Origin of the sequence: Micromonospora sp. NPDC047465 (genome assembly GCF_040643125.1) — a bacterium.
Lineage (GTDB): Bacteria > Actinomycetota > Actinomycetes > Mycobacteriales > Micromonosporaceae > Micromonospora.
In genome coordinates, this window is sequence record NZ_JBEYTP010000057.1 from 1 (window position 1) to 12,389 (window position 12,389).

Genomic DNA, 12,389 nt, shown 5'->3' on the forward strand with positions numbered 1-12,389 from the left:
TGGTCAGCACCATCCACGCCACCGAGGCCGGCCGGCACCAGGGCTGGCTGCCGGAGGAGATGAACCGCACCATCCACGGCGTCGAGCACTGGCTGGCCGGCGAGTCCGGACGGGTGATCGTCTGCTCCGGCTACATGCGCGACGAGGTGACCGGGCTGTTCGGCGTGCCGGCCGGCCGGGTCGACGTGGTGCCCAACGGCGTGGAGCCGCACCGCTGGCGGGCGCCGGCGGCCGCGGTGGCACAGGCCCGCGCCCGGTTCGCCGGGGATGGCCCACTGGTCACCTTCGCCGGCCGGCTGGTCTACGAGAAGGGCGTGCAGCACCTGATCGCCGGGCTTCCCCGGCTGCGCGAGCGGCACCCCGGGCTGCGCGCGGTCATCGTCGGCGACGGCCCGTACCGCGGCGAACTGGAGGCCGAGGTGCACCGTCTCGGCCTGGCCGGCACGGTCAGCCTCCCGGGCTTCCTCGGCGGCACCGACCTGCCCGCGGTGATGGCCGCCTCGGACTGCTTCGCGGTGCCGAGCATCTACGAGCCGTTCGGCATGGTGGCCCTGGAGGGCGCCGCCGCCGGCGCGCCCCTGGCGGTCGCCGCGACCGGCGGGCTGGCCGAGATCGTCGAGCCGGGCGTCACCGGGATGACCTTCCGGCCGCACGACCCGGACGGGCTGACCGACGCCGTGCATGCCCTGCTGTCGGACCGGGAGCGGGCCCGCGAGCTGGCCCGCCGCGCCCACGCCATGGTCCACGAGCGGTACGGCTGGACGGCGATCGCGCACCGCACGGCCGCCGCCTACGCCGCGGCGATCGCCACGGCGCCGGCATTCACCGCCGAGCGGGCCGCCGAGCGGATGACCCGGGGCCGCGCCCTGCCGGCCATCGCGGAGGGCAACCTGCTGGCCGCCGCCGGCCTGCGCTGACCGGCGCGGGGACCCGGCCGGCTAACGGGCACCGCACTCGTCACGTGCCGTCTGGGTGGTCTCGTCAGCGGGGCAGCTCGACAGGGCGCGACCGGCACGCCCCGCCCCTCCCCCGCAGCGCGACAGGCCGCCGAACCCTCGCGGGGTCGGCGGCCTGTGTGCGGTGCGCGGGGCGGAGGTCAGCGCTCCGAGAACGGGGCGTACGCCCGCTCCGGGGAGCCGGTGTAGATCTGCCGCGGGCGGCCGATCTTGGTCTCCGGGTCGTTGATCATCTCGCGCCACTGGGCGATCCAGCCGGGAAGCCGGCCCAGCGCGAAGAGCACCGTGAACATCTTGGTCGGGAAGCCCATGGCCTTGTAGATCAGGCCGGTGTAGAAGTCCACGTTCGGGTAGAGCTTGCGGGACACGAAGAAGTCGTCGGCCAGCGCGATCTCCTCGAGCTGCATCGCGATGTCCAGCAGCGGGTCCGGCTTGGCCATCCGGCCGAGCACGTCCTGGGCCGCGTTCTTCACGATCGCCGCGCGCGGGTCGTAGTTCTTGTAGACCCGGTGGCCGAAGCCCATCAGCTTCACGCCGTCCTGCTTGTCCTTCACCTTGCGGACGAAGGACGCGACGTCGCCGCCGTCGGCCTGGATCTTCTCCAGCATCTCCAGCACGGCCTGGTTGGCGCCACCGTGCAGCGGGCCGAAGAGCGCGTTCACGCCGGCCGAGACCGAGGCGAAGAGGTTGGCGTTGCTGGAGCCGACCAGCCGCACGGTCGAGGTGGAGCAGTTCTGCTCGTGGTCGGCGTGCAGGATGAACAGCATGTCCAGCACCTTGGCCGTGACCGGGTCGACCTCGTACGGCTCCGCCGGCACGCCGAAGGTCATCCGCAGGAAGTTCTCCACGTAGCCCAGCGAGTTGTCCGGGTACAGCAGCGGCTGGCCGATCGACTTCTTGTAGGCGTACGAGGCGATGGTGGGGACCTTCGCCATCAGCCGGACCGTGGACATCTCGACGTGCGAGGAGTCGAACGGGTCCAGGCTGTCCTGGTAGAAGGTCGAGATGGCGCTCACGGCCGAGGAGAGCACCGCCATCGGGTGCGCGTCGCGCGGGAAGCCGTCGAAGAAGCGGCGCATCTCCTCGTGCAGCAGGGAGTGCCGCCGGATCCGCTCGGTGAACTCGGTCAGCTGCTGCTGGCTCGGCAGCTCACCGTAGATCAGCAGATAGGAGACCTCCAGGAACGAGGACTTCTCCGCGAGCTGCTCGATCGGGTACCCGCGGTAACGCAGGATGCCCGCGTCGCCGTCGATGTAGGTGATCGCGGACGAGCAGGCCGCGGTGTTGACGAAACCAGGGTCGTACGTCGTCATCCCGGTTTCCTTGAGCAGCTTGCCCACCCCGATGCCGGCGGGGCCCTCGACCGCGGATTGCACCGGCATCGAAAGCTGCCCACCGGGGTGATCGAGCTTGACTTCCGTCATGTGGTCCCTCGCTTCGCCGGCAGATCTGCGTTGAATTGCCTTCGCTTTTACCGTAATCACGGTCGCGGGGATACCGCCCGCCGTGGTTCGGCGGTGAGGTCTGCGTCACCCGATTCCCGACCAGCGGGCCGGGAAACCCCGTCCATTTCGGGCACGGCGGGCCGCCCGTGCCCGCGTGGGCATGGGAACGCTACCGGCCGGCCGCCGTCACAGGCGGGCAGGGCGCGCGCCGCGGTGGGCAGGGCGCGCCCGTCGCGGGCGGGCCGGAGCGCCTCAGGACAGGTCGAGCCGGCGCAGCGTCCCGTCGGCGGCGACGCGGTAGACGTCCAGCCGGTTCGCCCCGGCGTGGAAGAGCCGGTCGTCGGTGACCAGGGCGGCGAAGCGGCGACCGCCGGCGTCCCGGGGGACCACCGGCACGACGGCGCCGACCCGGCCGTTGACGGCGACGGCCAGCAGAGTGCCGGAGGGCACCTCGTCCGGCACGTCGCCCCAGACCGCCGCCGGCAGCCGGCCGGTGTCCGGGTCGACGGCCCGGAACCCGGACAGGCCGGCGACGCGGGCGGTGCCGCCGTTCGGACGGTCGCCGACGGCGGTGCCCACGAGCGGGTGGGGCGCGGGCGGTGCGGGCGGGGCCGGCACACCGCCGGGTATGGGCGTCGGTTCCCCGGGGCGGTCGTAGAAGACCTTGCCCGTCTCGGCGCGCGGGGCCTCGCGGGCGGACCGGCCGTCGACCCGCCAGGGCAGCCGGATGGCGGCCTCGTCGGCGATGGTGGGCAGCAGGTCGACGTGCTGCCAGTTCCGGTCGTCGACCCGCCCGGCGCGCTGCCCCGGGGTCTTGACGAACATCGGCACCCAGGCGACCTCGTCCGGGGCGGCCCGGAGGGCGTCCATCCCGCGCCCCTGGGCGCCCTTGGTGAAGCTGACCCCGTGGTCGGCGGTGACCACCAGCAGGGCCTCGTCGTAGAGGCCGCGCTCCCGCAGGGTGCGCAGGGTCTCCCCGATCAGCCGGTCGGTGTAGCCGAGCTGCGCGAGGTGGCGCCGGTGGGCCAACTCCACCCAGCCGTCGCCGTCGTTCGGCAGGTCCTCCGGGGCGTCGTAGCGCGACCCGGACGGCAGGTACGCCCACGGGGAGTGCGGCATCAGCAGGTGCAGGAAGTGCAGCGTGGGCCGGGACGCCGGCCGCAGTCCGGCCAGGAAACTGGTGAACCGGGCCGGCTGGTTGGCGTTCAGGCTGTCCCACCGGAACTTCGGGTCCGCCGGCACCGGCTCGGCGTCGTCGATGCCCGCCTCGGCTCGGGTGCGCTCCCGGTAGGAGTCCTCCGGGTCGACCCGGCTGTCCACGGGGCCGGCGAGGCGGCGCAGCAGCCCGCCGGTCTCCCGGACGAGCACACCCATCCCCTGCTCCGGGGTGACCGGCGACTCGCACCGGCTGGGCGGGCAGAGCCGGGTGATGCTCTCCTCGGCGCGGATGTCGTACAGGCCGCCGAAGGCGGTGAAGAGGTTGTCCGGGTACTGCGAGTAGTGCGGCGCCGCCGCGCGCTGCGGGTACCGACCGGTGAGCATCGCCGGCAACGCGTACGGCGTCCAGCCGGCGACGCCGGTGGCGTTGCGGTACCAGGTGGAGCCGGCGGCCAACTCGGCGAAGTGCGGGTACCGGGCGGCGTCGACCCGCCCGTCCGGTCCGAGCAGGGAGACCAGCGGCAGCTCGTCGAGGACCAGCACCACGACCGGCGGGTGGTTGCCGGGCCCGGCCGCCCCGGCCGCGCCGCCCTCGCCGCGGGGCAGCACCACCGTGGAGGTGGGCGAGGCGAACAGGAACAGCCCCACGAACAGCAGCGGGCCGGCGGCGGCCAGCCGCAGCACCCGCCCGGGCCCGCGCCACCGCCGGTGCGCGACCGCCCCGGCGGCGCCGGCCACCGCCGCCACCAGCAGCAGCGGTACGCCCCGCAGCGGCGTACCGTGCCGGCCGACCTGCACGGCCAGGGCGGCGAGCAGCAGCCCGACCAGCAGGCTGTGCGTCACCGAGCGGGCGGCCCGCCCGGCCAGCCGGGACAGCGCGCCGAGCAGCGCCACGGCCGCCGTGGGCACCAGGACGACCAGTGCGACCAGCAGCAGGATCTCGCGCCGGTCCGCCCGGTGGAACAGGAAGAAGTCCGGGCTGCGGCCGAGGACGTCCAGCAGCGGCTGGGTCACCACGAGGCCGACGAGGGCGGCGACCTCCGCCAGCCGGCCGAGTTCCGCCCGCCGGCCCGGCGACCGGCCGGCCCGCGTGGACGCTGGCGGTGGGTCGGCCGGGGCGGCGTGGTCCGCCGGGCACGCCGGCTCAGCCACCCGCGACCGCCGCGTAGAGGGTCCGGGTGCCCGAGGGCAGGTCGAGACGGCGCGCGATCCGGCACCGGACTCCCAGCAGCCGCTCGAACTCGGCGCGCCGGTAGTCCGGGAAGAGTCCCTCGGGCTTGTTGGCCAGCAGCCGGCGGGCCATCGGGTCCTCGGGGTGGACGAACTCCACCACGATCCGGCCACCGGGGGCGGCGAGGCCGACGAGCCAGTCCAGCACCTCGGTCAGCGGCACGTTGCGCCCGATCGCCAGGTGGTGCACCAGGGCCAGGGCGAGCACCACGTCCGCCCGGGCGCGGTCCGCGAACGAGGCCCGCTCGACGCCCCGCCAGCCGCCGCCGGGGGACGGGTCGGCGAGGTCCATCACCAGCGGCAGGATCCGCCGCTCGCCCTCGTCACGCAGCGCCCGGTAGAGCCCGTCCACGACGGCCGGGTCCTGCTCCACCGCGACGACGTAGTCGGCCTGCCGGGCGGCGAGCCGGGCGTACCGGCCGTCGTTGGCGCCGAGGTCGAGCGCCAGGCGGGGACGCGGCGGGCCGGCCAGCGACTCGGTGACGAAACGTTCCTTCGCGGCCCGGTCGTCGGCCGTGTACGCGCAGGTGCGCTGGTAGTCGACCCAGTGGCTGGCGGCCGGGCGGTGCTCGAGCCGGCGGACGAGCTTCTCGATCCCGCGTACGGTGGCCAGCGCCAGCTCCCGGGAGTAGCCGGCCGCCCGTAGCTGCGACCGGACGTCGGCGGTGCTGGCCCGGGCGTTGCGGCGCTGCATCGCGTCGTGCAGGTGCACGTGGGTGGGCACGCCGGGCAGCAGCCGGCGCGCCCCGCCGAACAGCCGGCGCATCTGGTCGGGCTCGATCCCGTCGACCCGGGCGCGCAGCCACGGCTGGAAGTCCAGCCCGAGGTGGGCGCCGAGCAGGAGCGGGTAGAGCAGGGTCTGGCAGAACTGCCGGTAGCCGGCCCAGGGCTCGCCGTCGCGCGCCGGGGTGAACGAGCCGACGTCGATGAAGACCGGCTCCGCCCCCCGCCACTGGAGGTTGTACGCCGAGCCGTCCTTGGTGGTGAAACCGGCCGGCAGCGCCGCCCGCAGGATCTCCAGGTGCAGCAGCGCCGCGTCCCGCAGCATGGCGAAGGACCACTCGTACGGGTGCGAGACGAACGGGATGCGCTCGTGGCGGAGCACGGCCGCCCACCGGGCGGCCGTGGGCACCCGCGCCGGCTCGACCGGCTCGGTGCCGCAGACCTTGCCGGCGGCGAGCAGCGGCGGGAAGAACTCGGTGGCGGCCAGTGCGCGCCACTCCCGGGCGGCCCGCTCGTCCAGCCCGCGCAGCACGTCGTCGCCGAGGTGGAAGACCCGGTTGGCCGGGTCGCGGAACGACCCGGGCTCGGCGCGCACGCCGGTGTGGGGGGTCACCATCGACGGGTCAGTGGTGGTCGGTGGGCTGGCGGCGGAAGCGGTCGACCAGCCGCCGCCAGTAGAGCTTGGCCGCCACCGCGGCGCCGGCCACCCCGCCGACCACCGCCTGCACGATCAGGCTGCCGGACCCCGCGTCCAGGTAGGCCAGGTGTTCCACCGACCGCTCCTTCCCTCGCCGTCTCGACCGCCGGCGCGCCCGGTCGCACCCTATGAGGGATATGGCCGGAAAGCCGGACTTGTCCCACACCGTACGCCGATCGTCCCCGCCGTGAAGGCCACACCGGGCACTCCGCCCGGCGTCCGTTTCGTTCAAGACACCCGCCCGGGGCCGCCCCTACCGTGGCAGCCATGACACCGACACTGGACCTCATCGGCATGGTCGCCAGCGACCTGCCACGCTCGCTCGCCTTCTACCGCCGGCTCGGCCTCGACATCCCGGCCGAGGCCGACACCGAGCCGCACGTGGAGGTCACCCTGCCGGGGGGCCTCCGGCTGGCCTGGGACACCGCCGACACCGTCCGCTCGTTCGACCCGCACCGGAAGCCCGGGGGCGGGGGCGGTGCCGGGCTCGCGTTCCGGTGCGCCGACCCGGCCGAGGTGGACCGGCTCTACGCCGAACTGGTGGCCGAGGGCCACCCGGGCCACCTGCCCCCGTGGGACGCCTACTGGGGCCAGCGGTACGCGGTGGTGCTCGACCCGGACGGCAACGGCGTGGACCTGTTCGCCCCGCTCGCACAGGGGTGAGCGCGGTCCGGCCCGCGCGGGCCGGACCGGCCCGCCCTCGCAGGGCCGGAACCGAGGGCTGGACCGGGTTCGCTCAGCGCGGCAGCAGGACGGTCGGCGGCACCCCGGCCAGGTCCCGCACGTCGCGGGTGAGGTGGGCCTGGTCGGCGTACCCGCAGCGGGCCGCCACCTCGGCCAGCGGGGTGCCGGCGCGGGCCAGCGTCAGGGCGCGCCCCATCCGCAGGATCCGGGCCAGGGTCTTCGGGCCGTACCCGAACAGGTGCTGGCTGCGACGGTGCAGGGCGCGCGGGTCGAGGCCGACCTCGGCAGCGGCCGCCGTCACGGTCGTGCCGGCGGCCAGCGCGGCGGCGACCCGGACGCCGAGCGGGTCCGGGCCCCCGGCCGCCCGCAGCCGCGCCGCGGCGATCTCCGTCAGCACGGCGGCCGGGGCGGCCTCGGCCTGCTCTGCCAGCCGGTCGACGTCGCGGTCGCCCCACAGGTCGGCTAGGGGGACCCGTCGGTCGCGCAGCTCGACGGCGGGCACGCCGAGCACCACCGGGCCGACGCCGGGCGGCAGCCGCAGCCCCACCCAGCGCCGCGCCGGCCCGCCGCCGCTCAGGTGCGCGGTGCGGTCGGGCCCGGCCACCAGCAGGCCGGCACGGCTCGTCCAGAGCAGGTCGACGCAGCCGTCGGGGAGCACCCGGGTCGGCGCGGCGCCCGCCCTCGTCGTGCTGGTCCAGAGCACCGCGCCGGCAAACCCGGCGAGACGTTCCCGGTACATGCCGCCCAGCCTGCCACGACCGGACTAGCCTTCCGGTTGTGCGATGGTCGGTGCTGGACGCTCCGCTCGACTCCTCCGGCCGCGGCCGGGGCGAGCGGCGGTCACCCGCGGCGCTGCGGTCGGCGGGGCTGCTGGGCCGGCTGGGCGCGGCGGACGCCGGCGCGGTCGACGCCCTGGTCACCGACCCCGTCCGCGACCCGGAGACCGGCGTGATCGGCGTCGAACACCTGCGGCGGGCCACCCGGGCGATCGCCGCCCGGGTGACGGAGCTGCTCGACGCGGGCCACAGCCCTCTCGTGCTCGGGGGCGACTGCGCGATCCTGCCGGGCACGCTGCAGGGGTTGCCGGCCGGCTTCGACCTGTGGTTCCTCGACGCCCACCTCGACTTCGAGGACGGGCGCACCTCGCCCACCGGCGAGGCGGCGGACATGGACCTGTCGATCGTCACCGACCACGGCCCGGCCGGTGTCCTCGACCGGGAGGGGCCGCTGGTCGACCCCGACCAGGTGTACGTGCTCGGCCACCGCCCGCCGGACCCGGACGTGGCGGAGGGCATGGAAGCCGTCCGGGTCGACCCGGCCGTGCACCTGGTGCCGGCCGACCGGCTGCGCGGGCCCGACGCGGCGACGGTGGGCCGGGACCTGGCCACCGGCACCACGCCGGCCTGGCTGCACCTCGACCTCGACGTGCTCGACCCGGTCGTGCTGCCGGCGGTCAGCTACCCCGAGCCGGGCGGCCTGGACTGGGCCGACCTCGCGGCGCTGGTCGCGCCGCTGGTGCGCTCGGGCCGGCTGATCGGGATGAGCGTCACGGACTTCAACGCCGACGAGGACCCCGACGGGCGGCACGCGGAGCGGATCGCAGCCGTCCTCGCCGACCTGCTGGCCGACTGACCGGGGACCGACGCTACGTCCCGGTCGCGACGCGCGGCAGGCGGACGGTGAACACCGTCCGCCCCGGCCGGCTGTCCATCCCGACCGTGCCGCCGTGGGCCTCCACGACGGCGGCCACGATGGCCAGGCCCAGGCCGGTGCTGCCGTGCGCCCGGGAGCGGGAGCTGTCGCCCCGCGAGAAGCGTTCGAACACCTCGTCCCGCAGCTCCGCCGGCACGCCCGGACCGTCGTCGGCGACGCTGAGCACGGCGGCGTCCCCCGCCACCCGCAGGGCGGTGGTGACCGTGGTCCCCGGCGGGGTGTGCACCCGGGCGTTGGCCAGCAGGTTCGCCAGCACCTGGTGCAGCCGGGCCGGGTCGCCGGTGACCCGGATGAGGGCGTCGGGCAGGTCGAGCTGCCAGCGGTGCTCCGGTCCGGCGACGCGGGCGTCGCTGACCGCGTCCACCACCAGCGCGGGAACGTCCACCGGCCCGACCGCGAACGGGCGGCCCGAATCCAGCCGGGCCAGCAGCAGGTCGTCGACGAGGCTGGTCATCCGGACGCTCTCCGACTCGACCCGGCGCAGCGCGTGGGCCACGTCGGGCGGCACGCCCTCCCGGCCACGCCGGGCGAGTTCGGCGTACCCGCGGATGGCGGCCAGCGGGGTGCGCAGCTCGTGGCTGGCGTCGGCGACGAACTGGCGTACCCGGGTCTCGCTGGCCTGGCGGGCGGCGAGGGCGGCGGCGACGTGCCCGAGCATCCGGTTCAGCGCCGCGCCCACCTGGCCTCGTCCACCCGGTCGATCATGAACTGCCGCAGCGCGACCGTGGTGATCCCGCCGATGGCGACGCTGACCAGGGCCAGCAGGGCGACCAGGATGACCACCAGCCGGGTGCGCAGCGACAGGCCGGCCAGCCGGGCGGCGGGCCGGAGGCGGAGCCGGGCGGCGGGCCGCTCAGTCCGCCGGGCGGAGGACATAACCCGCGCCGCGCAGCGTATGGATCATCGGCTTCCGGCCGGCGTCGATCTTCTTCCGCAGGTACGAGATGTAGAGCTCGACCACGTTGGCCTGGCCGCCGAAGTCGTAGTTCCAGACCCGGTCGAGGATCTGCGCCTTGCTCAGCACGCGGCGCGGGTTGCGCATGAGGTAGCGCAGCAGTTCGAACTCGGTGGCGGTGAGCGTGATCGACTCGCCGTCGCGGCGCACCTCGTGGCTGTCCTCGTCCAGGCTGAGGTCGCCGACCGTGAGCACCGCGTCCGTACGGGCGGCGACGGCGAAGCCCGACCGGCGCAGCAGCGCCCGCAGCCGGGCGATCACCTCCTCCAGGCTGAACGGCTTCGTCACGTAGTCGTCGCCGCCGACGGTGAGGCCGGCGATCCGCTCCTCGACCGCGTCCCGGGCGGTCAGGAACAGCACCGGCACCGTCGGGGCATGCTCGCGCAGCCGGCGCAGCACCTGGAAACCGTCCAGGTCCGGCAGCATCACGTCGAGCACCACGGCGTCCGGCCGGAGGTGCCGCGCCGCGCTCAGCGCCGACATCCCGTCCCCCGCCGTACGCACCTGCCAGCCCTCGTAGCGCAGCGCCATCGACAGCAGGTCGGCCAGGGTCGGCTCGTCGTCGACCACCAGCACCCGGACGGGCTCGCCGTCCGGGCGACGCAGCTCCACGCGGCCCGCTCCGGCCTGCCCCTCGGTCATCATGGTCCCCATCGTGGACCGGCCGGCTGTGCCCGCCTTGTGCACCACCTGTGCGCCCGCTGTGCGCGGCTCGTGCCGGCGCGGTTACCGCCGGTCAGCCGCCCCGCGGGTAGGGCGGGTCATTCCGTCATGCCCACGGGATAGGTGTGCACGAAGCGCATCGTCCACGTGCCGCCGCCGGCGGCGTGCTCGCGCTCGTAGAGGTGGTCCGGCCCGCCGCCGCCGGCCGCCCCCGCCCCGTCGGGGTGGCGCAGGACCCAGCGCGCCGGCGGGGACCCGTCGGGCCCGGCGGGAAGCGCCCGGACCAGGTCGTGGGCCGGCCCGCCGACGAAGCGTACGGTCACCTCGCCCATCCGCGCACCTCCGGTCCGGGCCGACAGCGGCCTCGGCTCGCAAGCTACCGCAGCGCGGGCTGCCCCCGCCCGGAACCGGCTGCGGTTTGCCCTGATCGGAGGCCGGGTAACGGCAGCGAAGGCGACACGGCGGACGCCCGGGGACGGGCGGTGGCGGCAGACGAGGAGCGGTCGATGAGGACGCTGGGCGGGCGTTACCGGCTCGAACAGCGCATCGGCATCGGCGGCATGTCTGAGGTCTGGCGGGCCCACGACGCGGTGCTCGACCGGCCGGTGGCGGTGAAGGTCATGTCCCCCGGGCAGGAGGAACCGGACACCTCGGTGGAGCGGATCCGCGCCGAGGCGCGCTCCGCGGCCCGGCTGGTGCACCCGAACGTGGCCAGCGTGCACGACTTCGGCACCTGCGCGACGCTGCCCGGCGGCCAGGTGCCCTACATCGTCATGGAGCTGGCCGAGGGCGAGACGCTCGCGGCGCACCTGCGGGCCGGGCCGCTGGACTGGCGCATCGCCGTGCGGGTCTGCGCCGAGATCAGCGCCGCCCTGGCCGCGGCCCACGCGCACGGCATCGTGCACCGCGACGTCAAGCCGGCCAACGTCATCCTGACCCCGTCCGGCGTCAAGGTGCTCGACTTCGGCATCGCCACCCCCTCGGGCACCCCGGACCGGTCGCCGGAGGGGATCGTGGTGGGCACGCCGGCGTACCTCGCGCCCGAGCAGTTGGAGCGGGCGCCCGCCACCCCGGCCGCCGACATGTACGCCCTCGGCGTGCTGCTCTACTACTGCCTCACCGGGCGGCTGCCGTACCAGGCGGGCACGACGACGCAGCTGTTCGGCGTGCGGCGGCGGCAACCCCCGCAGCCGCTGCCCGAGATCGACGGGCTGCCCCCGGAGGTGGCCGACCTGTGCGCACGCTGCCTGGCCGACGACCCGGCCGACCGGCCGACCAGCCTGGTGGCCGCGCTGGTGCTGGCCGAGGCGGTGGACGCCCGGGTGTACGTGCCGATGCGGCAGCCGGTGGCGCCCGGGCAGCGCGGCGGCCAGGTGTCCCCGTGGACGGAACGCGCGGCGGCCGAGGTGACCGAGGCGGCGGCCGTCCCCGACCGGTCCACCCACGCCGGCTGAGCCGTCCGGGCACGGCCGCCTGCCACGCCGGCCGGGCCGTCCGGCGCCGCCACCTTCGCACCGGGCCGATCCGTCCCGCCGGCGCCGGTCGCCGCCGTCACGCCCGCAGTCCCGGCCACCACCTGCGGTTTCACGGCTCGGGGGCCGGGTAGCCGGGCGGGTGAGTGAACGGGAGGAACGCGATGCCGGAATCGAGCTCCTGGCTGAACGAGACGGCCACCGCGACCGCCGAGGGCGGCCACGTACGCACCGACGACGGGGGGCTCTCCACGGCCCTCGCGTCCCCGCTGGCGCCGCACTGCTCGGGCCTGACCCCGGAGCAGCTGCTCGCCGCCGCTTTCGCGTCCTGCCTGCACCACGCGGCGGTGGAGGCAGCCGGTGAGATCACCGACGAGGCGCACACCGTGCAGGTGCGGGCGGAGGCGAAGCTCGGGCGCGACGACGACGGCCGGTATCGGGCCGACGTGCACGCCTCCATCTCGTCGGCCGGGCTCACCCGCCAGCAACTGGCCGAGCTCGTCGAGCACGCCGACCGGCTGTGGCCGTTCTCCAGCGGCGACGCCAGCCGGCACCGGCTCACCGTCACGCCCGCGGAGAACGGCCGGCACTGACCTCACCGTCGCCCGGGCGAGCCAGACCCGCGAGGCCACCGGCGCGTCATGGGCCCCGGCGGCACGCGCCGGGCGCGCGGCGACCGAGGCCACCTCTGGC

Annotated in this window: 13 protein-coding genes and 1 pseudogene; 5 read left to right on the forward strand and 9 right to left on the reverse strand. The window is 75.6% G+C overall.

Features of this window, described 5'->3' with window-relative positions; translation table 11 throughout:
- Positions 1-917 (forward strand): glycosyltransferase family 4 protein (locus ABZ793_RS31145; RefSeq protein WP_357463779.1); only part of this gene is annotated, 917 nt, incomplete at its 5' end.
- Positions 918-1,096: 179 nt separating this feature from the next.
- Here ABZ793_RS31145 and ABZ793_RS31150 read toward each other — a convergent pair.
- From ABZ793_RS31150 to ABZ793_RS31165, 4 genes are all read right to left on the reverse strand, one after another.
- Complete coding sequence (locus ABZ793_RS31150; RefSeq protein WP_357463782.1) at positions 1,097-2,380, reverse strand: citrate synthase; 1,284 nt, start codon at positions 2,378-2,380, stop codon at positions 1,097-1,099.
- Between the two features lie 273 nt (positions 2,381-2,653).
- Positions 2,654-4,711, reverse strand: coding sequence for a sulfatase-like hydrolase/transferase (locus ABZ793_RS31155; RefSeq protein WP_357463785.1), 2,058 nt, complete (start codon positions 4,709-4,711; stop codon positions 2,654-2,656).
- Positions 4,704-6,128 carry a class I SAM-dependent methyltransferase gene (locus ABZ793_RS31160; RefSeq protein WP_357463788.1) on the reverse strand — a complete coding sequence of 475 codons (1,425 nt, stop codon included), beginning with the start codon at positions 6,126-6,128 and terminating at the stop codon, positions 4,704-4,706. Before ABZ793_RS31160 ends, ABZ793_RS31155 begins: the two co-directional genes overlap by 8 nt.
- A gap of 7 nt (positions 6,129-6,135) precedes the next feature.
- Positions 6,136-6,285 (reverse strand): hypothetical protein, encoded by a 150-nt coding sequence (locus ABZ793_RS31165; RefSeq protein ID WP_357463791.1) that lies wholly within the window; start codon positions 6,283-6,285, stop codon positions 6,136-6,138.
- Between the two features lie 191 nt (positions 6,286-6,476).
- Here ABZ793_RS31165 and ABZ793_RS31170 point away from each other — a divergent pair, with 191 nt between their 5' ends.
- On the forward strand, positions 6,477-6,872 hold the full coding sequence (locus ABZ793_RS31170) for a VOC family protein (RefSeq protein WP_357463794.1): 396 nt from the start codon (positions 6,477-6,479) through the stop codon (positions 6,870-6,872).
- A gap of 73 nt (positions 6,873-6,945) precedes the next feature.
- Here ABZ793_RS31170 and ABZ793_RS31175 read toward each other — a convergent pair whose 3' ends face one another.
- Positions 6,946-7,632 carry a helix-turn-helix domain-containing protein gene (locus ABZ793_RS31175; protein WP_357463797.1) on the reverse strand — a complete coding sequence of 229 codons (687 nt, stop codon included), beginning with the start codon at positions 7,630-7,632 and terminating at the stop codon, positions 6,946-6,948.
- Positions 7,633-7,670: 38 nt separating this feature from the next.
- Here ABZ793_RS31175 and ABZ793_RS31180 point away from each other — a divergent pair, with 38 nt between their 5' ends.
- Positions 7,671-8,525: an arginase family protein gene (locus ABZ793_RS31180; protein ID WP_357463800.1), complete on the forward strand. Its 855-nt coding sequence runs from the start codon at positions 7,671-7,673 to the stop codon at positions 8,523-8,525.
- Positions 8,526-8,538: 13 nt separating this feature from the next.
- On the opposite strand, the pseudogene ABZ793_RS31185 reads toward ABZ793_RS31180, so the two are convergent.
- The 4 genes and pseudogenes from ABZ793_RS31185 to ABZ793_RS31200 form a co-directional block, all read right to left on the reverse strand.
- Positions 8,539-9,291: pseudogene (locus ABZ793_RS31185) on the reverse strand (ATP-binding protein); the annotation flags it as partial.
- On the reverse strand, positions 9,270-9,482 hold the full coding sequence (locus tag ABZ793_RS31190) for a hypothetical protein (protein WP_357463803.1): 213 nt from the start codon (positions 9,480-9,482) through the stop codon (positions 9,270-9,272). The gene ABZ793_RS31190 and the pseudogene ABZ793_RS31185, both read right to left, overlap by 22 nt.
- Positions 9,460-10,206, reverse strand: coding sequence for a response regulator transcription factor (locus ABZ793_RS31195; protein ID WP_357463805.1), 747 nt, complete (start codon positions 10,204-10,206; stop codon positions 9,460-9,462). Before ABZ793_RS31195 ends, ABZ793_RS31190 begins: the two co-directional genes overlap by 23 nt.
- Positions 10,207-10,322: 116 nt before the next feature.
- Entirely contained in the window at positions 10,323-10,556 is a 234-nt protein-coding gene (locus ABZ793_RS31200; RefSeq protein WP_357463808.1) for a hypothetical protein, read from the reverse strand.
- Positions 10,557-10,730: 174 nt separating this feature from the next.
- Between ABZ793_RS31200 and ABZ793_RS31205 the strand changes: the two genes are divergently transcribed.
- Positions 10,731-11,678: a serine/threonine-protein kinase gene (locus ABZ793_RS31205; protein ID WP_357463811.1), complete on the forward strand. Its 948-nt coding sequence runs from the start codon at positions 10,731-10,733 to the stop codon at positions 11,676-11,678.
- A 182-nt stretch (positions 11,679-11,860) separates the two neighbouring features.
- Positions 11,861-12,289 carry an OsmC family protein gene (locus ABZ793_RS31210; protein ID WP_091106530.1) on the forward strand — a complete coding sequence of 143 codons (429 nt, stop codon included), beginning with the start codon at positions 11,861-11,863 and terminating at the stop codon, positions 12,287-12,289.
- Positions 12,290-12,389 lie beyond the last annotated feature (100 nt).